General features: G+C 61.2%; 27 protein-coding genes. 16 read left to right on the forward strand and 11 right to left on the reverse strand.

What is annotated here, in order from left to right:
- Positions 1-58: 58 nt before the first annotated feature.
- From KDW95_RS22200 to KDW95_RS22210, 3 genes are all read left to right on the forward strand, one after another.
- Complete coding sequence (locus KDW95_RS22200) at positions 59-778, forward strand: response regulator (protein ID WP_255853947.1); 720 nt, start codon at positions 59-61, stop codon at positions 776-778.
- Positions 778-2145: a sensor histidine kinase gene (locus KDW95_RS22205; protein ID WP_255856553.1), complete on the forward strand. Its 1368-nt coding sequence runs from the start codon at positions 778-780 to the stop codon at positions 2143-2145. Before KDW95_RS22200 ends, KDW95_RS22205 begins: the two co-directional genes overlap by 1 nt.
- A 425-nt stretch (positions 2146-2570) precedes the next feature.
- Entirely contained in the window at positions 2571-3596 is a 1026-nt protein-coding gene (locus tag KDW95_RS22210) for an AbrB family transcriptional regulator (protein WP_255853948.1), read from the forward strand.
- 30 nt (positions 3597-3626) lie between these two features.
- Here the strand turns inward: KDW95_RS22210 and KDW95_RS22215 are convergent, their stop codons facing one another.
- Both KDW95_RS22215 and yaaA read right to left on the reverse strand, forming a co-directional pair.
- On the reverse strand, positions 3627-4616 hold the full coding sequence (locus KDW95_RS22215) for an aldo/keto reductase (protein ID WP_255853950.1): 990 nt from the start codon (positions 4614-4616) through the stop codon (positions 3627-3629).
- Between the two features lie 20 nt (positions 4617-4636).
- Positions 4637-5407 (reverse strand): peroxide stress protein YaaA, encoded by a 771-nt coding sequence (gene yaaA, locus KDW95_RS22220; protein ID WP_255853951.1) that lies wholly within the window; start codon positions 5405-5407, stop codon positions 4637-4639.
- Positions 5408-5585: 178 nt separating this feature from the next.
- Between yaaA and KDW95_RS22225 the strand changes: the two genes are divergently transcribed.
- Both KDW95_RS22225 and KDW95_RS22230 read left to right on the forward strand, forming a co-directional pair.
- Positions 5586-6350: an AzlC family ABC transporter permease gene (locus tag KDW95_RS22225; protein ID WP_255853953.1), complete on the forward strand. Its 765-nt coding sequence runs from the start codon at positions 5586-5588 to the stop codon at positions 6348-6350.
- Positions 6347-6670, forward strand: coding sequence for an AzlD domain-containing protein (locus KDW95_RS22230; protein WP_255853955.1), 324 nt, complete (start codon positions 6347-6349; stop codon positions 6668-6670). Before KDW95_RS22225 ends, KDW95_RS22230 begins: the two co-directional genes overlap by 4 nt.
- 39 nt (positions 6671-6709) lie before the next feature.
- Here the strand turns inward: KDW95_RS22230 and KDW95_RS22235 are convergent, their stop codons facing one another.
- Complete coding sequence (locus KDW95_RS22235; protein ID WP_255853956.1) at positions 6710-6943, reverse strand: DUF2789 domain-containing protein; 234 nt, start codon at positions 6941-6943, stop codon at positions 6710-6712.
- 233 nt (positions 6944-7176) lie between these two features.
- Here KDW95_RS22235 and trpS point away from each other — a divergent pair, with 233 nt between their 5' ends.
- The 3 genes from trpS to KDW95_RS22250 all read left to right on the forward strand — a co-directional run bounded on the left by trpS (position 7177) and on the right by KDW95_RS22250 (position 9738).
- Positions 7177-8460, forward strand: coding sequence for a tryptophan--tRNA ligase (gene trpS, locus KDW95_RS22240; protein WP_255853957.1), 1284 nt, complete (start codon positions 7177-7179; stop codon positions 8458-8460).
- Positions 8461-8494: 34 nt separating this feature from the next.
- Positions 8495-9355, forward strand: a complete 861-nt coding sequence (locus tag KDW95_RS22245; RefSeq protein WP_255853958.1) for a sulfurtransferase — start codon at positions 8495-8497, stop codon at positions 9353-9355.
- Positions 9356-9540: 185 nt separating this feature from the next.
- Positions 9541-9738: a hypothetical protein gene (locus tag KDW95_RS22250; protein ID WP_255853959.1), complete on the forward strand. Its 198-nt coding sequence runs from the start codon at positions 9541-9543 to the stop codon at positions 9736-9738.
- Positions 9739-9786: 48 nt separating this feature from the next.
- Here KDW95_RS22250 and cysK read toward each other — a convergent pair whose 3' ends face one another.
- Positions 9787-10755: a cysteine synthase A gene (gene cysK, locus KDW95_RS22255; protein WP_255853960.1), complete on the reverse strand. Its 969-nt coding sequence runs from the start codon at positions 10753-10755 to the stop codon at positions 9787-9789.
- 134 nt (positions 10756-10889) lie between these two features.
- Here cysK and KDW95_RS22260 point away from each other — a divergent pair, with 134 nt between their 5' ends.
- Positions 10890-11363 carry a tetratricopeptide repeat protein gene (locus KDW95_RS22260; protein WP_255853961.1) on the forward strand — a complete coding sequence of 158 codons (474 nt, stop codon included), beginning with the start codon at positions 10890-10892 and terminating at the stop codon, positions 11361-11363.
- 89 nt (positions 11364-11452) lie between these two features.
- Here the strand turns inward: KDW95_RS22260 and KDW95_RS22265 are convergent, their stop codons facing one another.
- Together KDW95_RS22265 and KDW95_RS22270 are read right to left on the reverse strand one after the other, a co-directional pair.
- On the reverse strand, positions 11453-12844 hold the full coding sequence (locus KDW95_RS22265; protein ID WP_255853962.1) for a DUF4139 domain-containing protein: 1392 nt from the start codon (positions 12842-12844) through the stop codon (positions 11453-11455).
- A gap of 89 nt (positions 12845-12933) precedes the next feature.
- Positions 12934-14931: an SUMF1/EgtB/PvdO family nonheme iron enzyme gene (locus tag KDW95_RS22270; protein ID WP_255853963.1), complete on the reverse strand. Its 1998-nt coding sequence runs from the start codon at positions 14929-14931 to the stop codon at positions 12934-12936.
- Positions 14932-15606: 675 nt separating this feature from the next.
- On the opposite strand from KDW95_RS22270, the gene KDW95_RS22275 reads away from it, so the two are divergent.
- A complete protein-coding gene (locus KDW95_RS22275) occupies positions 15607-16146 on the forward strand; it encodes a hypothetical protein (RefSeq protein ID WP_255853964.1) in 540 nt (179 codons plus the stop codon).
- Between the two features lie 84 nt (positions 16147-16230).
- Here the strand turns inward: KDW95_RS22275 and kdsA are convergent, their stop codons facing one another.
- A complete protein-coding gene (gene kdsA / locus KDW95_RS22280; RefSeq protein WP_255853965.1) occupies positions 16231-17079 on the reverse strand; it encodes a 3-deoxy-8-phosphooctulonate synthase in 849 nt (282 codons plus the stop codon).
- Between the two features lie 124 nt (positions 17080-17203).
- Positions 17204-17620 carry a hypothetical protein gene (locus KDW95_RS22285; RefSeq protein WP_255853966.1) on the reverse strand — a complete coding sequence of 139 codons (417 nt, stop codon included), beginning with the start codon at positions 17618-17620 and terminating at the stop codon, positions 17204-17206.
- Positions 17621-17785: 165 nt separating this feature from the next.
- Here KDW95_RS22285 and KDW95_RS22290 point away from each other — a divergent pair, with 165 nt between their 5' ends.
- A complete protein-coding gene (locus KDW95_RS22290) occupies positions 17786-18316 on the forward strand; it encodes a HugZ family pyridoxamine 5'-phosphate oxidase (protein WP_255853967.1) in 531 nt (176 codons plus the stop codon).
- A 131-nt stretch (positions 18317-18447) separates the two neighbouring features.
- Here the strand turns inward: KDW95_RS22290 and KDW95_RS22295 are convergent, their stop codons facing one another.
- The 3 genes from KDW95_RS22295 to KDW95_RS22305 all read right to left on the reverse strand — a co-directional run bounded on the left by KDW95_RS22295 (position 18448) and on the right by KDW95_RS22305 (position 20277).
- Entirely contained in the window at positions 18448-19374 is a 927-nt protein-coding gene (locus tag KDW95_RS22295) for an E3 ubiquitin ligase family protein (protein ID WP_255853968.1), read from the reverse strand.
- Positions 19374-19946: a LemA family protein gene (locus tag KDW95_RS22300; RefSeq protein WP_255853969.1), complete on the reverse strand. Its 573-nt coding sequence runs from the start codon at positions 19944-19946 to the stop codon at positions 19374-19376. The genes KDW95_RS22295 and KDW95_RS22300 overlap by 1 nt, the downstream gene beginning before the upstream one ends.
- Positions 19947-20013: 67 nt before the next feature.
- Entirely contained in the window at positions 20014-20277 is a 264-nt protein-coding gene (locus KDW95_RS22305) for a DUF2788 domain-containing protein (RefSeq protein ID WP_370646650.1), read from the reverse strand.
- A 361-nt stretch (positions 20278-20638) separates the two neighbouring features.
- Between KDW95_RS22305 and urtA the strand changes: the two genes are divergently transcribed.
- From urtA to urtE, 5 genes are all read left to right on the forward strand, one after another.
- Positions 20639-21937: an urea ABC transporter substrate-binding protein gene (gene urtA, locus KDW95_RS22310; protein ID WP_255853970.1), complete on the forward strand. Its 1299-nt coding sequence runs from the start codon at positions 20639-20641 to the stop codon at positions 21935-21937.
- 128 nt (positions 21938-22065) lie between these two features.
- Positions 22066-23649: an urea ABC transporter permease subunit UrtB gene (gene urtB / locus KDW95_RS22315; protein ID WP_255853971.1), complete on the forward strand. Its 1584-nt coding sequence runs from the start codon at positions 22066-22068 to the stop codon at positions 23647-23649.
- 5 nt (positions 23650-23654) lie between these two features.
- Positions 23655-24743 (forward strand): urea ABC transporter permease subunit UrtC, encoded by a 1089-nt coding sequence (urtC, locus tag KDW95_RS22320; RefSeq protein WP_255853972.1) that lies wholly within the window; start codon positions 23655-23657, stop codon positions 24741-24743.
- Positions 24740-25579, forward strand: coding sequence for an urea ABC transporter ATP-binding protein UrtD (urtD, locus tag KDW95_RS22325; protein ID WP_255853973.1), 840 nt, complete (start codon positions 24740-24742; stop codon positions 25577-25579). Before urtC ends, urtD begins: the two co-directional genes overlap by 4 nt.
- Positions 25580-25662: 83 nt before the next feature.
- On the forward strand, positions 25663-26358 hold the full coding sequence (gene urtE, locus KDW95_RS22330) for an urea ABC transporter ATP-binding subunit UrtE (RefSeq protein WP_255853974.1): 696 nt from the start codon (positions 25663-25665) through the stop codon (positions 26356-26358).
- The last annotated feature ends 18 nt before the right edge of the window (positions 26359-26376 follow it).

Below are 26376 nucleotides of genomic sequence, written 5' to 3' on the forward strand. Positions count from 1 at the left end.
GCCCGTGGCCGAAGCAGGGGGTAAGCTTGGCCCAGAATCCCTTATCGACCGAAATTGCATGAACTCGACGCCTCACATCCTTGTTGTTGATGACCACCAGGAAATTCGCGACCTGGTGGCGCGCTATCTTGAGCAGTACGAGATGCGGGTCAGCACGGCGCGGGACGGCCAGGAAATGAAAAAACGCTTGGCAGACAGCGCTATTGATCTGGTGGTTCTGGACCTGATGATGCCCGGTGAGGACGGCCTGGCACTCTGTCGTCATCTGCGCGAGCACAGCCAGGTCCCCATCATCATGCTGACCGCGATGGCCGAGCAAACCGATCGCGTGCTGGGTCTGGAAATGGGCGCCGATGACTACCTGACCAAGCCGTTTTTCCCCCGTGAGCTGCTGGCCCGTATCAAGGCCGTGCTGCGTCGCACCGAGGCGCTGCCGCCGCAGCGCGAGGCTGTCCCGGTGGAGCAGTTGTGCTTTGCGGGCTGGCGGCTGGATGTCGCCCGGCGTGAACTCGTGGGGCACGACGAGGTGGCGGTGCCTCTGAGCACGGCGGAATTCAAGCTGTTGTCCACCTTCCTGGCCCATCCGCGCCGGGTACTGAGTCGCGAGCAGCTGCTGGATCTGACCCGGGGGCGCCAGGCCGACGTGTTTGATCGCAGCATCGACAACCAGGTGAGCCGCCTGCGGCGCAAGGTCGAGCAGGATCCCGGCAATCCGGTGCTGATCAAGACGGTCTGGGGCGGCGGTTACATGCTCAGTGTGGAGGTAACCGAACGGTGATGCGCTATTTGCGCCAGAGCCTGCCGGGGCGGGTCATAGTGCTGCTGATCCTGGCACTGGGTATCGTCAACGCCACCACGGTGTACATTTTTTTCGAGGAACGCAGTCGTGCTGTGCGCCACAGCCAGATGGAAGACCTGGTCTCGCGCAGTGCGGCGATGGAGCGGCTGCTGAGCGATACGCCGGTGGCGCTGCATCAGCAGATGCTGAGCTCCGTTACCAGCACCCGTTTTCGTTTCGCCATCGAGGCTGATGCTGCCGCGAGTCCTGCCGAGCGCACCGCGCCGGACCATCCGCTGTATCGGCGTTTGGCGGATCTTGCGAGCACCGCGCCGGCGCAAACGCGCTTGTCCATCAGCCCGCGCTACTACTGGTGCTACAGCTGGGTGCAGAACCTGCTCAGGCCGAACCTGCTGTTTGATGCCAACGGTGGACTGCCGCTGGCGACGGTTTCGCTGCAGCGCCCCGATGGTCTCTGGCTCAATGCGGTACTGCTGTCCCCCACCAACCTGCCGAGCTGGATAGGCCCGCTGCTGGTGGCGTTGGGGCTCTTTGCCCTCACGGTGACAGTTGTGGTGCTGATCGTGCGCCATGTCACGGCACCGTTGGCGGCCCTGACTCAGGCGGCGGATCGGATCGGCCGGGGTGAGACCACCGAGGTCATCGCCGAGCAGGGACCGCAGGACATGCGCCATACCATGCGGGCATTCAATCGCATGCGCGAGCGCCTCGAGCGCTTTGTGCGCAACCGCACCCAGATGATGGCTGCTATTTCCCATGACCTGCGCACGCCGCTGACATCCCTGCGCCTGCATGCCGAATTTTTGCCAGGCGGGCCCGAGCGGGACAAGATGCTGTGCATTCTCGGCGAAATGCAGGGCATGATCGATGCCACCCTGGCCTTCACGCGGGAGGATGCGGTACAGGAAGACTCTCGCAATGTGGATCTGGCGGCCCTGATCGGCAGCCTCTGTGATGACCTGCAGGCGCTGGGGCTGAACATCACCTATGACGACAACCTGCGCATGCCGTTCCTGTGCCGGCCGGTGTCGTTGCGCCGTGCCCTGAGCAACCTGATCGAAAACGCCTGTCACTACGGTGGCAGCGCCGAGGTTGAGATCCGCGAGGACGCCCAGCAACTGCAGATATTTGTGCGGGACCGGGGCCCGGGCATAGCACCGGCGGACCTTGAACGGGTGTTCGACCCCTTCGTACGGCTCGAAGGTTCGCGCAACCGGGATACCGGCGGTATCGGCCTGGGACTGGCCATTGCCCGCAGCATCGCCCATGCCCACGGCGGCGAAATCCGGCTGCGCAATCGCCCCGGTGGCGGTCTTGAAGTCGAACTGCAACTGCCGCGCAGCTGAAGGTTGCAGTGACCTCCGGCGATCGGGTGCGACCTGCTGGCACCGCCCGAAATTCCATTATATAGTTGCGCCAGTGCCCCGCGGCCATGGTGGCGGGGCCCAAAAAAATAACAAGGGTCCGATGAATGAAAACCTTTCTGAATGCATGTATACGCTCGCTGGCCAAATGCAGTGTCTACTTCACCTACGTGGAGTCCAGGCCTGAAATGCTGGAAAGCGCAGGGGGCGCCAGGCGCTGAAGGCTGTCTCTTTTCCCAAGGAGAGCCTTTTGTCATAAGAGCCTTCGCCTGACGGTGTTGTGTCAGGCGGCTTCAGGAAAAGCATCGCTGATCATGTCAGCGGTGCTTTTTTATGCCGGATCCAGACCTATCACTGCTCGTTGTCGCCGTCGTGCGGCACAGAACTCTCGCCCAGGACCGGCCGACATGCGTAAAACCCTTATCACTCTGCTGCTCGCAACCCTGGGCGGCTATCTGGCCTGGCTCGCGGCCATTCCGCTGCCCTGGATGCTGGGGGCCATGTGCCTGACCGGCGGGCTGGCCGTGGCTGGCAAGAATGTGGCGGTGCCGACGGGGCTGCGCAATCTGTTTCTGGCGGTACTGGGGGTCTACCTGGGCTCCGGCGTGACGTCCGATATTGCGCAACAGCTGCTGGACTGGCGCTATTCACTCCTGCTGGTACTGATCTATGTGCCGTTTCTGACGCTGGTCGTCACGCTGTTCTATCGTTACGCGGGGCGTTTTGACTGGGCCACGGCGTTCTACTCGGCAGCGCCTGGTGCTCTGAGCTTCCTGGTGCTGGCCAGCCAGGGCTCAGGGGCTGATTCGCGCACGGTTGCCTTGCTGCAGTCACTGCGGGTTTTCCTGCTGGTCATGTGCGCGCCGCTGCTGGCGTCCGTGCTGGGCGGTGACCTGCGGCCCCAGCCGGAGGTGCTGCACGAAACCCTGGGCCTGGCGGATGTGGCGGGCTTGCTGCTGGCCAATGTGGTGGTTATTGCGCTGCTGCGCAGGCTGCAGGTTCCCGCCGCTGAAATGGCCGGTGGCGCCCTGACGACAGCGGTGCTCTTTGGCACTGGACTGGTGCACGGCACATTGCCGCCGCTGCTGCTGGATGCGGCACTGGTGGTGCTGGGGGCATCGGTGGGGTGCCGCTTCATGCCGCTGAGCTGGGCCCAGGTGCGGCACTGGGTCGGTACCGGTCTGGCGGCCTTTGTACTGACGATGGTTATTGCGCTGGGGGCGGCCTGGCTGGTACAGGGGCTAACCGATATCGATCGGGTTTCAGCCTTTCTGGCGTTTGCCCCCGGTGGTGAGGGGGAAATGAGCCTGGTGGCGTTATCCCTGTCGCTGGACGCCACCTTTGTAACCGTCCATAACCTGGCGCGCATTTATCTGCTGATTGTGCTGGTGGCGGCGAGTCAGTGGTTCTTCGCCCGGGAGCGCCTGGCGTGAAACGCGCCTTCCCGGGTGGCCGGCGTCGGCTCAGAACCTTTCGGTATCGATTTCCAGCAGGGTTGCCGCGTTATAGCGTGCTCCCTGTACCGTGCGGGGGTTGATCAGGTCGTCGAGCCGGTGCAGAAGTTCCGGCGACAGCTCGATGCCGGCGCCCTGGCTGTTTTCCTGCAGGTGCGCGCTATTGCCGGTACCCGGTATCGGAATCACGTGCTCATCCTGGGCCAATAGCCAGGCCAGTGCCAGCTGCCCCATGGAGCAGCCCGCTTCGCGGGCGATGCGCTGGTATTCGTCCAGTAGCTTGAGGTTGGCCGGGTAGTTCTGCGAACTAAAACGCGGCATGCTGCGCCGCAGGTCGTTCTCAGCCAGCTGTTGCGGGTTTTCAAGGCTGCCTGTCAGAAAGCCGCGGGCCAGCGGGCTGAACGCGACCAGGGCGGCGCCAATGTCCTTGCAGGCCTGCAGCACGGCGATTTCGGGCTCGCGGGTCCAGAGTGAATACTCGCTCTGCACGGCGCTGATCGGGTGCTCGGCGTGGGCCCTGCGCAGGGTCTGTGCCGACACTTCCGACAGGCCCAGGGCGCGAATCTTGCCGGCATCTACCAGGTCGGCGAGGGCGCCGACGCTTTCCTCGATGGGCACTTGTTTATCCCAGCGGTGCAGGTAGTAGAGGTCGATGACCTCGGTTTTCAGGCGGCGCAGGCTGTCTTCGCAGGTCTTTTTCAGAACCTCGGGGCGGCCGTTGATTTCCCGCTCGCCGGTGGCGTTGCGAAAAATGCCACACTTGCTCGCCAGCACGAACTCGTCACGCCTGTGCATCACCGCCTTGCCGAGCAGACTTTCGTTCTGGCCATAGCCATAGAGAGCGGCGGTATCGAGCAGCGTGTGGCCCGCATCCAGTGCCTGGTTCAGCAGGCGGATGGCGCTGTCCTCATCGGGTCCGGGGCCATAGCCGTGGGACAGGCTCATGCAGCCAAAGCCGATGGCCGAAACCTCAAAAGGACCGAGTGTGCGCTGTTGCATGGTTTTCCTCTGCTGCGTGTTCAGGCGTGGTCGCGGATAAAGACCCAGGTATCACCCTGTGACATGGACGGCGCGAAACGATAACCGTCGATATCGAAAGCGCGCAGCTGCTCGGGGTCCTGAATGCGGTTCTGGATGATGTAGCGAGCCATCAGGCCGCGGGCTTTCTTGGCATAGAAGCTGATGATCTTGTACTGGCCGTTTTTCCAGTCCTTGAACACCGGCGTGATCAGGCGTGCATCCAGCGCCTTGGGCTGCACGGATCTGAAGTACTCGTTGGACGCCAGGTTTACCAGTACCGGCGAGCTCTGCGCCAGTTCCTGGTTAAGCGCATCAGTCAGGCGCGGGCCCCAGAACTGGTACAGGTCCTTGCCGCGGCTGTTGCCCAGCTTGGTGCCCATTTCCAGTCGGTAGGGCTGCATCAGGTCCAGTGGTTTGAGCAGGCCGTAGAGCCCGGACAGAATGCGCAGCCGGGACTGGGCAAAGTCGAGGTCCTCGGCCGACAGGCTCTGGGCATCCAGGCCCGTGTAGACATCGCCCTTGAACGCCAGCAGCGCCTGCTTGGCGTTGTCTGCGTTGAAGGGCCTGTCCCAGCTCGCATAGCGTGCCACGTTGAGGCTGGCCAGCTTGTCGCTGAGTTTCATCAGCTCGGCGACATCCTGTACCGCCAGGGTGCGCAGTTCATCGATCAGCAGTTGCGACTGGTCAAGATAGGCCGGCTGGCTATGGCGGTCGATGGTGGGCGGGGTGTCGAAATCCAGGGTCTTGGCGGGGGAGATTACTGTCAGCATGGGTACGGCATCTTTGGCTTCAATTCGCCCCCGATCATACGCAGATTTTCTGGGCAAAAAAAGCGCAGTGGCGGCTGTGTTCGGCACCGGAGTGCCTGGTGTCTTCTGCGCCGCGCAGAGGCCCTGTGGCCAGGGCGTTTTATGCTAGAGTAAGCCGCACTTCACTCAAGAGCCGCTTATGCAATACACAACGGGAAAGGAAGCCTTTTACGCCGGTATCCGGGCGCTGCTGCCGGCAGCGCCGGGCGTGATCCCCTTCGGGCTGGTCACCGGTGTCACCGCGATCGAGCAGGGATTGTCTCCGCTGACGACCATTGGCATGACGGTGCTGTTTTTTGCAGGTGCCGCCCAGATGGCGGCGCTGCAGCTGTTGCGCAATGATGCCTTTCCGCTGGTGATTATTGTCACGGCACTGGTGATCAACCTGCGTTTTCTTATGTACAGCGCCTCGATGGCACCACACTTTGCCGGCCTGCCCAAGCGCTGGACCTGGCCGATGTCCTATGTCCTGTCCGATCAGGCCTATGTGTTGAGCATTCTGAAGTTTTCGAGCGGCAAGGCGCCGCTGTACGGGCACTATTTCTTTGCCGGCGCCGCTTTCAGTATGTGGCTGACCTGGCAGCTGGCGGTCATGGCCGGGGTGTTTCTGGGGGCCGAGATTCCGGCGAGCTGGTCGCTGGATTTCGCCATCCCGCTGGTCTTTCTGGCGCTGCTGGTGCCGTCGGTTCGCAACCGGGCTTGCCTGGTGGCAGCCTGTGTCGGTGGGGCGGTGGCCGTGCTGGCCACAGGCATGGCCTATAACCTGGGCCTGCTGGTGGCATCTTTCTGCGGCATCGGTGCGGGCTTGCTGGTGGAGCACTACCAGTGTCGCCGCCCGCGTAGAGTCGCGGATGCAGGGTTGGAAAAAACCGATTCTCGGGTTAGCGAGGATAGCGCACCATGAGTGAACTGCAGCTGTGGTTGCTGTTTCTGGCGGTGGGGCTGGGTACCTTTGCGCTGCGCCTGTCCTTTATCCAGTTTCACGGCCAGCTGCGCCTGCCGCCGGTACTGAACCGGGCTCTGGCCTATGTGCCTGCCAGTGTGCTGGCCGCCCTGGTGCTGCCCTCGGTGGTATACCCTGCGGCGGACTCGGAACTGACCCTGGCGAACCCCCGTATCCTGGCAGCCCTGGTGGCGGCCCTGGTGGCATGGAAAACGAAGAATATTCTCTACACCCTGCTCAGTGGCATGGCGGTACTCTGGCTGCTGCAATTGCTGGGCTGAACGGGGCGCTGCCCGGGGCCGGGCGACGCTGGGCCTGGCTCAATTGCGCAGCCGGGTGTTGAGCTCATCGACCACTTCGCACCAGTCAGAGTCCTCATCAACGGCTTCGCGCAGAAAGGCGGCCTGCACGGGCGTCCAGAACGTCGCCTGATCAAGGCGGATGTCCTGGCTGAACAGCCGGTGGATGCGAATAAACTGCTCGACGTCCTGCTCGGTGCTGGGCAGGCCAAGCTGTTCGAACAGGTTATGCATGCTGTGTTGCGAGGTATCCATGCTGAACTCCCGCGATGCAAGCTTGGGTGGGGGTGCAAGCAGGCCGGTGCATCGCTCTGTGCCTGCACTCTGGAGTCTTGTTCAGGCACGGGGGAAAGTCAAAGCGGGGCCCCCGTCGCGGGAGGCCGAAGCCCGCAGTGCCGCGTCGCCCGCCAAGGCGCCCCCGGGCGCTGAATTGTGTATCATAGCGGCCAACCATTTCTGCAGGCTTTTAAAGAGTTAATAACAGAGCCATGACCAAAAAAACCGTACTTACCGGCATCACCACGAGCGGTACTCCGCATATCGGGAACTACCTGGGTGCGATTCAGCCCGCAATCGACGCCAGCCGCAACCCGGCGCTGGACAGCTACTTCTTCCTGGCCGATTACCATGCCCTGATCAAGTGCCACGACCCTGAGCGCGTGGCGCGTTCGACCCGCGAGATCGCGGCCACCTGGCTGGCGCTGGGGCTGGATACGGATTCAGCGACCTACTATCGTCAGACAGATATCCCGGAGATCACCGAACTCACCTGGATACTCACCTGCATGACCTCCAAGGGGCTGATGAACCGGGCCCACGCCTACAAGGCTTCCACCGACGCCAACCGGGACGCGGGAAACAGCGATCTGGACGACGGTGTAACTATGGGGCTGTTCAGCTACCCGATCCTCATGGCGGCCGATATCCTGATGTTTAACGCCGATATCATTCCGGTGGGCAAGGATCAGATTCAGCACATCGAAATGGCGCGGGATATTGCCGGGCGCTTCAACCACAACTACGAGGCGCTGTTCAACCTGCCCCAGGCCCAGGTGGACGAGCATACGCAGCTGATTCCCGGGCTCGACGGACGCAAGATGTCCAAGAGCTACGACAATACGATTCCGCTGTTCAGCTCCAGCGATGAACTGCGCCGGCTGATCAACCTGATTACCACGGATCTGCGTGCTCCCGGCGAGCCGAAGGACCCGGATGGCAACACGATCTTTCAGCTTTACAGCTGCTTTGCCGATGCCGGTGAGATCGAGGCCATGCGGCGCCAGTTCCTCGAAGGGATTGCCTGGGGAGATGCCAAGAAACAGCTGTTCGAATTCCTCGATGCCAAGCTCAGCGCGCCGCGCAGCCGCTACAATGAGCTGATGCAGGATCTGGGGCATGTTGAACAGGAGCTGCACAAGGGCGCCGAGAAAGCCCGTGCCAAGGCTGCGCCTCTGCTGGACAAGGTACGCATTGCCGCGGGTATTCGCCCGTTGACCTACCAGGCGCCGGTGGCTGCGAGTGAAGCCAAAAAGAAGGAAAAGTCCGCGCAAGAGCAGGCGCGAGTGGATGAAGGGCGCCGCCGGGCTATTCTTATGCAGCTCAAGCCGTTGCTGGACCAGGTTTCCGGCGCCGACGACAAGGCCGCGGCGGCGGCGGCCATCATCGCGCAGAAAGCGGCCGAAGTGGAGGGTCTGAAGAAAAAGGCCCGCCAGAAAGCCCAGAACGAACTGGATGTGCTGAACGAAGAGCTGGCCGTTTTTCTTACCGCTTAACTCGGTACTGGCCAAAACGCTGAAGGAAGCCGCCATGTTTAACACGATTGTCAGCCCGCAGCAGCTAAGGCAGCTGCTGGCAGGAGATGCGTCGGCCTGCTGTCTGCTGGATTGCCGCTTCAGCCTGGCGGACAAGGGGTATGGCCGGCGCGTCTACGCGGAGGGTCATATCCCGGGTGCGTACTACCTGGACCTGGATGAAGACCTCGCCGCGCCGGTCGTGGCGGGGTCCGGGCGTCACCCCCTGCCGGACATGGCAAGACTCGTAGCGCGGCTGCGCGGCTGCGGTGTTGAGCCCGATGTGCAGGTGGTGCTCTACGATGACTGCAGTGGCGCCATGGCAGCCCGCGGCTGGTGGCTGCTGCGCGGGCTTGGGCTTGCGTCTGTCGCGGTGCTGGATGGCGGCATCAATGCCTGGATGGGCGAGGGTGCAGTGCCGAGCGTCGAGCTGCCGGCCAAGCCTGTGACATCGGAACCGCGCTGGCAGGGGTGTTGGTCAGGCGAGGGCGTGTTCGACGCTGCGATGGTCGCGGATAACCTGGCGCAGGCAAGTTTTGTGCTGGTGGATGCGCGCAGTGGCGAGCGCTTTCGGGGCGAGCAGGAGCCGATCGACCCGGTGGCCGGGCATGTGCCAGGGGCCCTTAACCGCCCGCTGACAGACAACCTGCAACAGGGGCGCTTTAAAAGCCCGCAGCAGCTGCGGGATGAGTGGAGCACGTTACTGGGCGGGCGCAGCGCCAGCCAGGTGGTGCACATGTGCGGTTCGGGTGTTACCGCCTGCCATAATCAGCTGGCCATGGAGATTGCCGGCCTTGTCGGGTCCGGGCTCTATCCCGGCTCCTGGAGCGAGTGGATCCAGGAGCCGCTGCGCCCGGTGGCCACGGGGCCTGCCTGAGCCGAATGGGCCACTCGAGCCCCCGGCTTTATCCCGCATGTATCCGATTGCTGTCGTCTGGCTGTCACCCACCTGTTGGAAAACTGGCACGGTTTTGTCATCTGTCATTGCTAGTCTGGCGGGGCGTGATCCGCAGGGATACGCTAAACTGATTAGTTAAGACAATAACAACGGGAGAGTGGCGGATGCAGATTAAAGAGCAGATCAGGAAAATCGCCGTTCTGGATGTAGACGGTGAGAGCTTTGAAGTCGATGGTCATTACAAGGGGCAGGCACGCAAGGCCAGCTGGTATACGGTGATCCGGTCCAGCACCCGCAAGGTGCACGCCGACCATCTGTCAAGCTTCCCCAGCTGCGACAAGATACGCAGCCTGATTCACTGAGGTACGAGCACCAGAAAAACGCCAGGGGCATGCCCCTGGCGTTTTTGTTTACTGGACCAGCTCGTTGTCGCTGAACATGCCCTCGAACAGCGCGGTCGACAAATAGCGCTCGCCGGAATCCGGCAGGATCACGACGATATGCTGGCCGGCGAATGCCGGGTCATTGGCGATGCGCAGTGCCGCACAGACCGCGGCGCCGCAGGAAATCCCCGCCAGAATACCTTCTTGTTCCATCAGCGCCCGGGCAGTGGCGATGGCGTCATCATTGCTGACCTGTTCGACGCGGTCGACCAGGGCCAGGTCCAGGTTGCCAGGCACGAAGCCCGCACCGATGCCCTGAATCTTGTGTGGTGAGGGCTTGAGCTCATCCCCCGCCAGGGTCTGGCTGATAATGGGTGAGTCCACCGGCTCTACCGCGACGCTGGTAATGGCCTTGCCCTGGGTCTGCTTGATGTAGCGTGATACGCCGGTGATGGTGCCGCCGGTTCCAACGCCCGAAACCAGTACGTCCACCAGCCCGTCGGTATCCTGCCAGATTTCAGGCCCCGTGGTTTTTTCGTGGATCTGCGGGTTTGCAGGGTTCTCGAACTGCTGCAGCATCAGGTGAGTGGCAGGGTTGCTTTCAACCAGCTCGGTGGCTTTGGCTATGGCGCCTTTCATGCCCTTGGCCGGTTCCGTCAGTACGATCTCCGCCCCCAGGGCTTTCATCAATTTGCGGCGCTCAATGCTCATGGAGGAGGGCATGGTCAGCACCAGCTTGTAGCCGCGTGCGGCGGCGACATAGGCCAGGGCAATGCCGGTATTGCCGCTGGTGGGCTCCACCAGGGTCATGCCGGGCTTGAGCTGGCCGGATTTCTCCGCCGCCCATACCATGCTAGCGCCGATGCGGCACTTGACCGAACCTGCCGGGTTGCGCGACTCGATTTTGGCGTACAGCTTGGCATTGGGCGCCAGCTGCGTGAGTTGCACCAGCGGTGTATTGCCAATGGATAAAGAGTTGTCCTCGTAGATCTTCATGGTGATCCTTGCGTTGTGAGCGGTGGTAAAATCCGTTGCACAGTTATAACGAACCGCGGCCCTTTGTGAAAGGCTTTGACGGCAGGCACCGGGCGCTATTGCCCGGGATTCAGGATGAATAAGAGAGGTAGTGGATGCGGCTGATACTGAAGATTCTGGCCCCGCTGGTGTTCTGGCTGGCCTATGGTCTCTTTCGACTGCGCCTGTTCCGCTCATCGCGGCGCCGGCACCGGTGGGCGATGAAGCTGTTCCGGCTGGCGGCGGAACAGGGTCACCGCAAGGCGCTGTCGGTGTACGGCCACTTGCTGCACTTTCGCGGCGAAGGTATCACCAACCGGATTCAGGGGGCCATCTATTTGCAACTGGCCGCGGACAAGGGCGACAGCAAGGCCTGCTACCAGATGGGGCGCGTCTTCGAAAATGGCTTTGAACACCATTTTCCGCAAGATCCCGCCCGGTCCCTGCACTATTATCGCCAGGCCGCCGAGCAGCAGCATCCGCTGGCGCTGCGCCGGCTGGCGGATGCCTGTCGCCACGGTGAGCTGGGACAGGCACCGGATAGCCAGGAGGCTGAACGCTGGGAACAGCAGCTCAACGGAGCAAGGTGAAAGGTGCAAGGTGAAAGGGCAAGGTGAAAGGGCAAGGTGAAAGGAGGAAGGAATACTCTTGCCCCTTGCCCCTTGCCCCTTGTCCTGATCTACGGCGTCGGGTTCTTCAGCTTGACGCGAAACCGCAATACCGTTTTGTCCTTGGCCGGCACATCCAGTGACCAGTGGGCGCGGCCGCCACGGCTGTGTGTCATTTCCTGGCTGGCGTGTTCCAGGGTCCAGGGCTGGGCAAAATTGACGGACAGGTCCAGCAGCTTGGCCTCGCTGCCGCTATTACGGACCAGCACCTCGTACTCGGCCAGGTAGCTGTCATATTCCTTACTGAGCAGGGTCTGCTGTCGCTCTACGCTCAGGTCAAAGGCTTCGCCAAGCAGGAGTTCAACGGCTTGCCCGGTGGCGGTATGGTCGATCCGGCTGCCGCCAATAAACTGCAGGCGGCCGTCGTCATCCGGTGCAAAGGTACGCACGGCGCCGCCTGGCAGTGGCGTATCGGCGCCGTTCTCAAAACTGAGCCAGGTTTGCGGTGCCGTACGGTGGCGCTGGTTGTCGGGACGCGGCATGGCGAGAAATTCATGGCGGTATTCCCGCGTGACCGGCAGGCTGGCCGTACTTACCAGCGGCAATTGCTTTTGCTGCTGATCCAGCAGGCTGGTGCTGTTGGGCAGGGTATAGAGCTGATAATCCTCAAAGGCTTCGGGGGCGCCACCGCTATCGGCGGCCATGCTGGCCATGGCGAGATTGGCCTTGCGAAAGGATTCCGGTGCCGGCTGGTTCAGGGTCCCGGCCATCAGTTGAAAGCGGGCATTTTCGAAGTCGATTCCGGTGGAATTGTGCAGCGTGGCGAGGCCCTCAAGGGACATCTGTTTGCCGCTTTTATCCAGTGTCATGACGTAGTCCATTTGCCAGCTGAGGCCACCTGTCAGGTAGCTGAAGGTTGCAGGCGCAGGGCTTTGGGTTCCCTGGCTGCGAAACTCAAGACTCGGCTTGCTGCTCAGGTGCGCGGGCAGCTCTGGAAAGATGAAGCGCCAGTCGGCGTTCAGCGGGATGCTTTCAACCTGGCGGTCACGGCGAACCAGCGCGCGGTCGCCTTCGATGCTCAGCAGGGTGACGGACCCCTGGCTTTCATCGCCACTGGCAGGGTTGCGCCGGGCCAGCTGCAGCTCCTGGCCCAGGTAGTGCTGCAGCAGGGAATGGTGGGACAGCAGGTTGGTATTGAGGTTCTGTTCCAGAATCTGGCCGGCCCCCTTGATAGACAGGGTTTCGGTTTGCAGTTGCCGGCTGACATCCTGGATGATGACCGCCTGCCCCGGTGCCAGGGCAGGCAGGGCGCGGCTTTCACGCACCAGCCCCAGGTTTTGGCTGTAGACCGTCAGCGTCAGGTCTTGCTGGGCACTGGCATCAATGCTCAGGGGGGATACCGCGAAGAGGGGGGTGCTAAGGGTGGCCAGGAGGGCGACCGGGGCGCTGTAGCGGGCTTTCATTCAACGTGCTCCATGTTTTTTGGGTCTGGCCCGGGATCTACCGGCGGCCTGATCCTTGATATATCTGCGATCGCAATCGCGGGTTAGTGTTACGGCGCCGGGTCCGGCAGGTCCACGGCTACGCGAAACCCCCAGCTGGATCTCAGGCTGCTGGGCGGATTGCGGTAGCGGCTGGATGAGCGCACCAGGCGGCCGATATCGAACCAGGAGCCGCCGCGCATCACGCGGTACTTGCAGCCACCCTGCACGCGGGCCGCGCCATTGGCGGGTGCGCCCTCATGGCTGTCGGCATAACAGTCCTGCACCCATTCATCAACGTTGCCGTTCAGGTCAAATAACCCCCAGGGGTTGGCCTGCAAGCTGCCAACCGGAGCCGGTTGCTTGCCGTCCCATTCGCTGCCGCATTCGTCACAGACTGCAAATCCTGTCCCAAGTTCATCGCCCCACCAGTAAAGGCTCCGGGTACCGGCGCGGGCGGCGTATTCCCACTCGGCTTCGCTGGGCAGGCGGTAGGGCTGCTCGGTCTCGGTGGCGAGCCACTGCGCGTAGGCGCTGGCATCGGCCCAACTGACATTGATCACCGGCTGGCGGCCTCTTCCCCAGCCATTGTCATCGGGAAGGGGGCGACCTGTTGCCTGGGCAAAGCGATCATAGTCTTCGAATGTCACCTCGTGCCGGGCCAGGGCAACCGCATGATCGATCGAGATTTGCTGTACCGGCTTTTCGTTGTCATCACTCTGGCGCGAATCCGATCCCATCAGAAAGCTTCCGCGTGGCAAATGCACCATTTGCGGCCCATAGTCGCCCCGCTGGAGCGCATCAAGGAAAAAACCTCCCTCGGTATTGCGATCGCCACGAAAGCGGGGGGGCGGAGCCGCACTGGCGTCAGCGTCCAGGGGAGGGGGCGGGCCTTGTGACGCCAGCGGATCGGCAGTTGTGGCCTGTTTGAGTGCCTGCAGCGCTGTTGAAAGTTCGGCGTTTTGCTCGGCCAGGCGCTGCAGTTGTTGCTGCAACGGGTTTACCGAGGGCTGGCTGAGCCAGAGGCCCAGCCAGACACCCAGCGCGAGGCCGGCGCCAAAGAGCGCCCCACCGGCCAGGCGGCTCGGCGTCAGCAGGCCCCTGAAGCGTTGCCAGTGGCTGGAAAGCTGTCCGGCACTGCCGTCGTCGGGAGTATCCGAGGGGGCTGGCGCTGTCGCCTTGGATGGAGGAGCGGGCTGTTCCGGGGGCCTGAATAGCTGTTGTACCCAGGCGGCGGTGCCTTTGGGACGGTTGCCGGGCTCAGTTGCCAGCGCCTGCTGGAGCAGCCGCCACTGCGCCGGGCTGATTTTTCCAGGCCTGGGCTGGTGCTCGAGACCCGGGGAGTCCTTGTCTGCAGGGGGCGGGAGGGAACCGCTGAGCAACTGCAGGCAGATCAGGCCCAGGGAGTACATATCCGACTGAATGCTGAGAAGGCTCGGTACGTCTGTTTCCGGGGCCTGGTAGCGGGCAGCCGTGTCGTCCGGGTTCGCGGCGGCCTGCAAGGCTTCCTGGCTGGCGAAGCCGAACAGTTTCACGCCTCCCTGACGGTTGATAAAGACTTGCGCCGGACTCAGGGCGCCATGTGGCTGGCGCAGCGTCTGGTGCCCGGCATCCAGCGCCTGGGCGAGCTGGGCAAGCAGTGCACGCTGTTTCGCTTCTGCAAGCTTGCGCGCCTTGCCGCGGGCGAACAGCTGCGCCAGAGTGAGGCCATCGACAGCCTCGTGGGCGCTGAACAGCTGTCCACTTCTGTCGAGAAAGTAGCCATAGCTGGCGAGGACATGGGGATGCTGCAGCGCCTTGCTCAGCAGCATCTGCTTCTTGAAGGCATTGGCAAAGGCACTGTTGGCCTTCAACTCCGGGGCGATTAGCAGCAGCGTGACCGGGGTTTCCGGGCGGGTGCTCAGATCCCTGGCCTGCCAGAGCTCTCCCAGAGGGTGGGCGTCCAGGCGCGTACCGAGCTGGAAACGATGGTGATCAGGGCCCAGTACCTGGCCTGGCGTCAGCTGTAATTCGGGCCTGTTCAGGGGCGCCTCCGTTTCGCTGCCTGCCTGTGATTGTCGAGCCCCCATAATAGCCCAGGTTAGGCCTGTGAATTCAACACCCATTTTGGGGCACAGGCCTGTGTTTTTAGGACAGAGGCCTATGTCGGCTCAGTGCCGGCAATGGTATTCTTCAAACGCTTGTATTACAGCTGCACGGCGCAGGCCAGTTACCCTGGTGTCCTTCTACTGTAGAAAGTGTAAAGGCTGACTTTCAGGGGCAGGAACGTGGCAAGGAACAGGCAGAGACGCGGCACATAGAAGTGCCCGTGTGTGATCAATCTGGAATCCGCAGGCGTGCCACAACAGGCGCCCGCCGGAGTTACAGGGATGTAGACCTGATGCAGACTATAGGGCAACTCGAAAAACCTACTGCGCGACTCATAGGCTGCGTTGCGCGGTGCTCGGAATCCTTTTGTATACCTCATACGCTGCGCGCCGTGCGCCTTGCTTCTAAGCCCGCTCGTTACGGTTTATCGAGGTGCTCTATTGCCTTTTGCGCACGTCACCGTGCCAGAACATGCAGCTCAGCGCCGGTTCTCAACTCCCCTGATTTAAATGTTTGTGGCTTGAGGCCCCAGAGCTTGCGTGCGCACTTTGTCGTCCATCCGGACACTGCGGGCTTCAGCCGCCGGGTCGTCACCGGTTTTCGTACCGTGCGGCATGTCGCCTTGGGTCGCTGCAGTTATGCGCAAGGGGGCCCCAATGCCTAACCTCTACGCATGCTGTATTGCCATTGGGTTGTGCGTCAGCGGCCTGCTCTACTTCAATCTGCCGGAGGGGCTGGTCGGCATTTACCAACCTTTCAATGAGGCTGATTCTGTTGAACGGGCATATGCGCAGCAGCGGGCTGATGTCGAAGCCATGCAGCAGGGGCTGCTGGAGGATGCATCGCAGGATCCTACGGAGGTACTTGAAGCCACCGCCGCGGGAGCGCCGTCGTACGAGTGCGACAATTACCATATCGTGGTTATCAATAACCGCCGTTTTGCCAAGCAGCTTACCGATACCGGTATCATCTACACCATTTTTCCAGGCAGTACCCCGACCTTTGGAAAGGTCGATGTAGAGAGCGGACTGATCAGGCATGTGGCCCGCGAGACATTGCCGCAGGCGGTCAGCGGCAAGCTGGAGTCGTTCCTGCCGACCCTGGAAGGCTGTCGCAATGCCTCGATGGCGGGCATGACGCAGAGCCCGTACCTGCTTAGTGACGACTTGCTGGAATTGCTGGAACGCGGTCGCTAGTCGTTCGCAAGTGGATAAAAAGCCAAAGCGCCCTCGGCGCTTTGGCTTTTTACTGCCGGCTGCTGTTCGCTGCCAAGAGGCGCTTCAGGCGGAGGTATCCAGGGGAGCGAAGCTCTTGACCAGTTCGTCCACGGCCTTCATCTGGGCCAGGTAGGGTTCGAGCTTGGCCAGGGGCAGGGCGCAGGGGCCATCGCACTTGGCCTGCTCGGGATCGGGGTGCGATTCCAGGAAGAGCCCGGCGATACCCTGGGACAGGCCGGCGCGGGAAAGCTGGGCAACCATGGCACGGCGGCCGTCGGCGGAGTCGGAACGCCCACCCGGCATCTGCAGCGCATGGGTGGCATCGAACATCACCGGATAGCCGAATTCTTTCATGATGGTGAAGCCCAGCATGTCGACCACCAGGTTGTTGTAACCGAAGCTGCTGCCGCGTTCGCACAGGATCAACTGGTCGTTTCCGGCCTCTTCGCACTTGTGCAGAATGTGCTTCATTTCGTGGGGAGCCAGAAACTGAGCCTTCTTGATATTGATAACCGCCTGGGTTTTGGCCATGGCGCTGACCAGGTCTGTCTGGCGTGACAGAAACGCCGGCAGCTGGATAATGTCGCAGACTTCGGCTGCAGGCGCGGCCTGCTCCGGCTCATGAATATCGGTAATCAGTGGAACATTGAAGGTGCTTTTGACTTCCTGCAGGATTTTCAGGCCCTCATCCAGGCCAGGGCCCCGGAATGAACCCAGGGATGAGCGGTTGGCCTTGTCGAAGGATGCCTTGAACACATAGGGAATGCCGAGCCGGTTGGTGACGTCGACGTAGTGTTCGGCGATTTTCATCGCCAGGTCGCGGGATTCCAGCACATTCATGCCACCGAACAGCACCATGGGCTTGTCGTTGGCAATCTCGATTGCACCGACGCGAATGACTTTCTGCTGCATTGTTTCCTACCGTAGCCGGAGTTCTTTGGAAGACTTGCTGATCCGTGTAGCCATTACCGTTGGCGGCAAGCGCTCAGGGCCGGGCGACAGATCGGGGCTTGATAAGCCAGCCTGAAGGGCCTGATTATAAGTTATTCGATGGGAAAAGTGCGGCATATTTGGCGATCCATTCCAGTGCGGCCTCGTCTTCGCTCAGGCTGCGCCCCTGCTGATCCTGCACCCACTGGCGGTACCGGCGGATATGGCAGACCTGCTCGAACATGCGCATGCGCTGGGCGTGTTCGTCGTTGGCGAAGCGAATGTGCAGCTCGTAGTGATCGTGATGGGCATGGCACCATTCGATCTGTCCCCTGATGGCCGACGCATGGGCAAGCTCGCTGATATTGATGCTGACCTGTTGCCCGGTGGCCAGCATGGCGGCCGATTTGCAAACCAGGCTCAGCGGCATGGATGGGGGAGCGCTGTCTTCACGAGCGTCGATGAGCTGCAGCTCGAGGGGGATTTCGTCGGGGTGGCGGATAAAACGTTGTTGGCTGCTCATGACAACCTCCGCGATCAGGTGACTCAAGGCCCTTGCATCAGCACGGGACATGATAATGTCCTGTGCTTGTCCAGTGGCGCCCTTGTACCTAGAGTATATCGGCCAGGGTGAAAGTAACCTGAACAGAGTTTTGTAATTTTTATTCAAGAAAGACGGGTGATGCAGGTGGATCTAGCACAACAACAGGCGTCTATTCAGGCGGGTTACCGGGCGTTGATTGAATCCCGGGCAACGCTGTCGCTGGCCACGCTGGGCCCTGATGGGCGGGCGGATATCAGTTACGCGCCCTTTGTACAGGATGGACAGGGTCGATTCTGTATTTTTGTCAGTAGGCTGGCGGCGCATACCGGCAATCTGCTGCGCGAGCCTGAAGCCTCCGTGATGCTGATTCAGCCGGAGTCCGAGGCCGGCAACCTGTTTGCCCGCGAGCGCCTGACGCTGCGCTGTCGCGCTGAGGAAATTCATCGGCACGCGGCGGATTACGAGGTGATTCTGCAGCTCATGGAGGCGCGCTTCGGGCCGCTTATCGCCCAGTTGCGCACTTTGGGGGACTTCCATCTGCTGGCGCTGGTGCCGCACTCGGGTACCTATGTTGTCGGCTTTGGCCGTGCCTATGAGCTGGATGTGGTCAGTGGCGAGCTGCGTCATATTGATGCCGACAGGCTGCGTGTCCGCTCACAACAGCAGGCGGACTAAAACGTCGGGGCGTCCTATAGCGCCTGCAGCATCTCGCCGGCCACCCAGCTGGCAATAAGGTAGCCGACAGGACAGCAAAGCAGCCGCAGGCAAACCGGCGATAGCGCCGGCCCGGTTTAGGACGCGAGGGCTTACAGCGCCTGCAGCATCTCGCCGGCCACCCAGCTGGCAATAAGCAGGGCGGCAAAGCTGCCGTAGGCGAACCAGCGATAGCGCCGGGCCAGTTTTTCCTCATCGTAGGTGGACAGCAGGTAGGGCTGGTCCGACTCGTCCGGGCGCATCAGCACATGTACCGTGGGCATGGTCTGCAGTTCCTTCTGGCGCTGCAGAATCTCGTCGCGGGCCTGGCTCTGCACCTGTTGCCATTCATCCGGATCCAGCTGGCCGTTGCGATTGCTGTCAAAACGCGCCAGCAGCTGTGGGTAGTTGCCTTTCCACTGGCGAATGATCTCGCCGGTCTCTTTGCTGTGGTCCAGCTGATCGAGTCCGCCCCCCAGGCTTTGAAACCGGCCCAGGGCATAGACGCTTTCGTATTCCAGAATCAGTTCTTCCTGGTAGCGATAGCGCCTGGCGCCAAAGCTGACATTAAAGCGAAAGCCGGGGCGATGCGCCGGTGGCTCGCCCGTCGGACTCGGGGTGTGGCCGTGCCAGCGTTTTCGTACCGAGGCCTTGACCTCGGCGCCCTCGGGATCAATCTGGCAAACGCCACTGCGATCATCCAGTTGAAACCATTCGTCGGAGGTACCTTCGCGCTCGCAGACCCAGCGGCGATTCTTGCCGCTGCCTTTTTCCCGCTCCACCTTGTAGTGGTACCAGACGCATTCACGCCCGGTAAGGGGGGAGTGCAGCACACCGTTGGGACTCGGCAGAGCCTGGCCCTGCAGTTCGACATAGCCCTGGTGGGCGGATTGCACCCGGGCGGTGGGCGTGTCGGCGATCAGGCGGTAACGCTTGAGAAAGCGAAAACCCAGCCAGAAACCGGCCAGAACAACGCCGCAACTGATTCCCAGGGAAATAACGACTTCGTGCAGTTCCAGCGCCGATGTATCCAGCAGCATCAGCCGAACAGGGCCTTGATGTTGACGTCGGCCTTCTGTTCCTCTTCGAACTCCAGCAGGTCAGCGGCCTTGAAGCCAAACTTGCCGGCGACCAGGTTATCCGGAAACTGCTCGATGCGGATGTTGTTGAGGTTCACCGACTCGTTGTAAAACTCGCGCCTGTCGGCGATGCCGCTTTCGAGGCCGGTAATACGGGCCTGCAGATGCTGAAAGGATTCGCTGGCCTTGAGATCCGGGTAGGCCTCGGCCACGGCAAAGAGGTTGCCCAGGCCAAAGCGCATCTGGGTTTCGGCCTTGCCCACGGCCTTGATGTCCTGGGACTCGCGTGCCTGGGCCACGGCGTTGCGGGCTTTCATCACGGCTTCCAGGGTTTGCTGTTCGTAGCCCATGTACTGCTTGCAGGTTTCGACCAGTTTGGGCAGTTCGTCGTGGCGCTGCTTGAGCAACACGTCGATATTGGACCAGGCCTTGGCCACGTTGTGTTTAAGGCGCACCAGGTTGTTGTACAGCGAGATGCCGTACAGCACCAGCAGTACGGCGGCGGCCAGCAGAATCAGGCTAATCGGATCCATGGATTTCGTCCTTGCTTGATGACCAGAACACTATAGCGCACCTGGTTGCGGGATTACCCGGTGCGGGCTAGATATGGCCACCGCCCATCATTTCGACCACCAGCGTCTTCACCAGAAAGGCCGCCAGCCCGAGGCCCAGGGCACCGAAGAGAATGACGGTGCCAAATTTGCCGGCGTTGGACTTCTTCGCCAGGTCATAAATGATGAAAAACACAAAGGCGGCGAAAAGTGCCAGACCAATGTTCAGCGCAAGAGTTTCCATTTCCGCCAGACGCACGTTTTGCTCCTTGAAAATACCGAAGGTCAGAATCGGTCGCAGATTGTACAGCATGCGCCGGGAGCAGAAAATGCATCCGCTGCTGTCTGTACTGGCCGTAGCGCACGCCAGGCATCGTGCCAAAAGAGGGCGTGCCCGGGCGCGAAAGGTGCCAAAAGGCCCAGGCCCTTATATGGGGCGCACAGCGGGCAAGGTCTGCTTCGTTCTGGTGCGCAAGCACAATGCGGGGAAAAACCGTGCGCAATGAAGGCGCACATCCGTGTTAGAGATGTCGTATTTTCAGGCGCCAACGGCCGATGGCAGCCACGGGCTGGCCCCGTTATTCGGCATATCTAAAGAACTGGCACCACCTTTGCACAGCGTCTTGGCGCATGTTTCAGACTGACACACTTTTAATGGCAAGGGGTGACTGTAGATGAAAACCAAGGCTTCCAAATCCGCCGTGATCGGCACGCTGTCCGCGCTGGCACTGTCGGTATCGATGAACGTTGCGGTTGCGGCTGAAGACACGATCAAGGTCGGTATCCTGCATTCTCTATCGGGCACCATGGCCATCAGTGAAACCACGCTCAAAGACACCATGCTGATGCTGATCGAGGAACAGAACAAGAAAGGTGGCCTGCTGGGCAAGCAGCTTGAGCCGGTGGTGGTGGATCCTGCCTCCAACTGGCCGCTGTTCGCGGAAAAAGCCCGTGAGCTGATCGAGAAGAATGGTGTGGATGCCATCTTCGGCGCCTGGACCTCGGTATCGCGCAAGTCCGTGCTGCCGGTGGTGGAGGAGCTCGACAGCATCATGTTCTACCCGGTGCAGTATGAAGGGGAAGAGTCGTCCAAAAACGTGTTTTACACCGGCGCTGCGCCCAACCAGCAGGCCGTGCCGGCGGTGGATTACCTGATGAACGACCTTGGCGTCGAGCGCTGGGTACTGGCGGGCACCGATTACGTCTATCCGCGCACCACCAACAAGATTCTGGAAGCCTACCTCAAGTCCAAGGGCGTGGCGGCTGAAGATATCATGATCAATTACACGCCCTTCGGTCATTCCGACTGGCAGTCCATCGTCTCCGACATCAAGAAGTTTGGCGCCGAGGGCAAGAAAACCGCTGTCGTATCCACCATCAACGGCGATGCCAATGTACCGTTCTACAAGGAACTGGGTTCCCAGGGTGTGGATGCCGATGATATCCCGGTGGTGGCGTTTTCCGTGGGAGAGGAAGAGCTGTCGGGCATCGATACCGCACCGCTGGTGGGCCATCTGGCGGCCTGGAACTACTTCATGAGCGTGGACAGCGAAACCAACGACAGCTTTATCGACAGCTGGCATGCCTACACCCAGGACGACAAGCGCGTTTCCAACGACCCGATGGAAGCCCACTACATCGGCTTCAACATGTGGGTCGAGGCGGTGAAGAAGGCCGGTACAACCGATCCTGCGGCGGTGCAGCAATCCATCATCGGTGTGGCCGTGCCCAACCTGACGGGCGGTTATTCCACCATGATGCCCAACCACCACATTACCAAGCCGGTGATGATTGGCGAGATCCAGGATGACGGCCAGTTCGAAGTGGTCTGGGAGACCTCCGGCAACGTGGCAGGCGATGCCTGGTCCGACTACCTGGAAGGCTCAAGGGACATTATCTCCGACTGGCGTGCTCCGCTGTCCTGCGGCAACTACAACACCAAGACCGCCAAGTGCTCGGGTCAGAACTTCTGATCGAATCCCACGTGACATGGTGTAACGGGCCCCGGCTGTTGCCGGGTTCCGTTTGATTTAACAGTTGGGAGAACAGCATGCCCTTGCCCAGGTCTGTGACCAGACTGCTACCGTATTTTGCGCTCTGGATGCTCGTGGCATTCCTGCTGACATTTGCACTGGATGCCAAGTCTGCCGAAAAGGATGCAACCCTGGCGCAGGCCAGTGCGTTGCTGGTGAAAAAATTTGACGACAAGGCCCGCGCGGTGGCGCTGCTGGTGGAGTCTGCGCATCCGCGCACCGAGGAAATCCTGCGCCTGATCCAGGATGGCGAGCTTTATTACCGCAAGGACGACGATCGGCTGTTCAATATCAAGGTGGCCGAGACGGGGGCACAGGCGGTCAACCTGCTGGATGCCTCGGCGGTCACGATTGAGAAAACCCGCGATTTCAAAAAGGTCACGCTCAATAACCTGATGCGTGGCCAGATCAGCCTGGCACTGGCGGAGATCGGGCTCAAGTCCGAGGACCCGGCTCGGCGCGAGGCAGCAGTGCGCACCTTGCTTGGAGAATTGAGCGACGACTCCGTGGCGGTGTTGCGCAAGCGCATCGGCGCGGAACCGGTCAGCGCCGTGCGTGACCTGATTCAGGTTGCCCTGGCGCTGAATGATCTGAAAAACGGCGATGAAGCGGCTCGCCTGCAGGCAGTTGAACGGGTCGAAGGCTCGCTGGAGCCGCCGGTGCGCACGGCCCTGACCCGGGTGGCCGAGGCGGACGAGAGCCCGGTGGTGAAACAAAAAGCCCAGCTGGCGCTCAATGGCATTGACGAGCAGATTCGCTGGTACGGCATGGTGGAAACCCTCTATTTCGGCATCAGCCTGGGTTCGGTACTGGTGCTGGCCGGTATCGGTCTTGCCATTACCTTTGGTGTCATGGGCGTGATCAACATGGCCCACGGCGAACTCATCATGCTGGGTGCCTATACCACCTACGTGGTGCAGCAGTTGATGCCCAACCACCTGGGGGCCTCGATCCTGGTAGCGATCCCGGCGGCCTTCATGGTGTCGGCGCTGGTGGGTGTGGCCATCGAGCGCGGTGTGATCCGCTTTCTTTACGGGCGGCCGCTGGAAACCCTGCTGGCGACCTTCGGTATCAGCCTGATCCTGCAGCAGGCGGTGCGCTCGGTGTTCTCGCCGCTGAACCGCTCGGTTTCCACGCCCGAATGGATGAGCGGCATGGTGGAGATCAACCCGGTGCTGTCCCTGACCCTGAGCCGGCTCTATATCATCCTGTTCTGCCTGCTGGTGTTCGTGGCGCTGGTCATGGTGCTCAAGCGCACGCCGCTGGGGCTGCAGGTGCGGGCGGTGTCCCAGAACCGGGCCATGGCGCGGGCCATGGGTGTGCGCTCCAAATGGGTGGATGCCATGACCTTTGGCTTGGGCTCCGGTGTCGCCGGTGTCGCCGGTGTGGCGCTGTCGCAGCTGACCAACGTCGGCCCCAACCTCGGCCAAGCCTACATCATCGATTCCTTCATGGTGGTGGTATTTGGCGGTGTCGGCAACCTCTGGGGCACCCTGGTGGCGGGCCTGAGTCTGGGTGTTGCCAACAAGGTGCTGGAACCCTGGGCCGGCGCCGTGCTGGCGAAGATCCTGGTGCTGGTGTTCATCATTCTGTTTATTCAAAAACGGCCGCGCGGGCTCTTCCCGCAGCGTGGCCGTGCCGCGGAGGGCTGAGCGCGATGTTTATCATGAAAGCTCTCAAGGGGGATCGTGGCGGCCAGATTCTGCTGGGCGTACTGCTGGTGCTGGTTATCATTGTGCCGGCGCTTAACCTGATGTTGCCCTCGGGCCATGCACTGCATATTCCCACCTACACCGTGACGCTGATGGGCAAGTACCTGACGCTGGCGTTGCTGGCGGTGGCGGTGGACCTGGTGTGGGGTTATCTGGGGATTCTGACTTTGGGTCATGCGGCGTTTTTCGCCCTGGGCGGTTACGCCATGGGCATGTACCTGATGCGCCAGATCGGTGATCGCGGCGTCTACGGCAATCCTGATCTGCCGGACTTCATGGTGTTCCTGAACTGGGATGCGCTGCCCTGGTTCTGGCACGGCTTCGATCAGTTCTGGTTTGCCGCCCTGATGATTCTGCTGGTGCCGGGCCTGCTGGCCTTCGTGTTTGGTGCCCTGGCATTCCGCTCTCGGGTGTCGGGGGTCTACCTGTCGATCATCACCCAGGCGCTAACCTATGCGCTGATGCTGGCCTTTTTCCGCAACGAAATGGGCTTTGGCGGCAACAATGGCCTGACTGATTTCAAGGAACTGCTGGGCTTTGACCTGCAGTCGGATCACACCCGTATCGGGCTCTTTGTGGCGTCCGCTGTCGCGCTGATGCTGGGGTACCTGCTGTGCCGCGTGCTGATGGCCGGTCGCCTTGGGCGGGTTTGCGTGGCGGTGCGCGATGCAGAATCGCGCGCCCGCTTTATCGGCTACCGGGTTGAGAACGTCAAGCTGGGTGTCTTCACCCTGTCGGCCATGCTGGCCGGTGTGGCCGGTGCCCTCTATGTGCCGCAGGTGGGTATCATCAACCCGGGCGAGTTCTCGCCACTGAATTCCATTGAAGTGGTGGTCTGGGTAGCCGTGGGCGGACGAGCGACCCTCTATGGCGCCGTGGTCGGCGCCCTGGTGATCAACTATGCCAAGACCTACTTTACCGCTGAACTGCCGGAAATCTGGCTGTTTGCCCTCGGTGGTCTCTTCGTTCTGGTGACGCTGCTGTTGCCCCGGGGTATTACTGGCCTGCTGCGACGCAAGGAGGCCAGCGCATGAGTGTAGCAACCGTAGTTGAACAGATACTGGATAGAGAGCACGTTTACCCTTTCATGCAGAGCGCGGTGCAGCGCAATATCGATGTCAGCCACAATGTGCTGCTGTATCTGGAAGGGATCTCGGTCAGCTTCGATGGTTTCAAGGCCATCAACGACCTCAACCTGTACATCAATGACGGTGAGCTGCGCTGCATTATCGGCCCCAATGGTGCCGGCAAGACCACCATGATGGATATCATCACCGGCAAGACCACACCTGACTGCGGCTCGGCCTGGTTTGGCCAGTCCATCAATCTGCTGGCGCTGGATGAGCCGGCCATTGCCCAGGCCGGGATTGGGCGCAAGTTCCAGAAGCCGACGGTATTCGAGTTCCTGACGGTACTGGAAAACCTGGAACTGTCGATGGAAGGGGATCGCGGGCTCCTGTCGATCATTGGCGGCAAGCTCAGCGGCGAGCAGCGTGATCACCTGCACAGGGTGCTGGAAATGATCGGCCTGGTTGAACAGCGCGCCTTGCGTGCCGGCAGCCTGTCCCACGGCCAGAAACAGTGGCTGGAAATCGGCATGCTGCTGATGCAGCGTCCGCGTCTGCTGCTGGTGGATGAGCCGGTGGCCGGCATGACCCACCAGGAAATGGACCGAACCGCCGAGCTGCTGATCTCGCTTGCCGGCGAGCATTCGGTGGTGGTGGTGGAGCATGACATGGACTTTGTGCGCAACCTGGCGGGCAAGAACCGTACCGTGACTGTGCTGCATCAAGGCTCGGTACTGGCCGAAGGCACTATGGAGCAGGTGCAGAATAACCGCAAGGTTGTCGAAGTTTACCTCGGGGAATAACAGATGCTCAACGTCGACTTGAGAGCTCTGTCCGGTACAGAACAACCGCCAACGTTATTGAAGTTTACCTCGGGGAGTAGAACATGCTCAGCGTAAAAGGTCTTAACCAGTTTTACGGTGAAAGCCATACCCTTTGGGATGTGGATCTGGACGTTCCCAAGGGCAAGTGCACTGTTTTGATGGGGCGCAACGGCGTGGGCAAGACCACCCTGTTGCAGTGCATCATGGGGCACCAGGCGGTAAAAAGTGGCCAGATTGAACTGGCAGGCGAAGATCTGCTGGCGCGCTCGGTGGAACAGCGTCCGCGCCTGGGGGTGGGCTATGTGCCCCAGGGGCGGCAGATCTTTCCGCTGCTGAGCGTGGAGGAAAACCTGCAGGTGGGCCTGCCGGTGCGCAAGCGCGGCGATCGCAAGATACCGGATTATATCTTTGAGCTGTTTCCGGTGCTCAAGCAGATGCTGAACCGGCGTGGCGGCGATCTCTCGGGTGGGCAGCAGCAACAGCTGGCGATTGGCCGGGCGCTGGTGGTGGACCCGCAGTTGCTGATTCTGGATGAACCCACCGAAGGTATTCAGCCCAACGTGGTGCAGGAAATCGGCGATATTATCCGCCACCTCAACCAGGAGTTCGGGCTGACCGTACTGCTGGTCGAACAGAAGCTGCCGTTTGCCCGCAAGGTGGCGGACCATTTCTGCATTCTGGACCGGGGCCGCAGTGTGGCCACCGGCGTCATTGACGCGCTGGACGATGGTCTGATACGCAAATATTTGACGGTGTGACGGGGAGGCTCCATTGAA

The organism is Marinobacterium rhizophilum (assembly GCF_024397915.1).
Classification (GTDB): Bacteria; Pseudomonadota; Gammaproteobacteria; order Pseudomonadales; family Balneatricaceae; genus Marinobacterium_A; species Marinobacterium_A rhizophilum_A.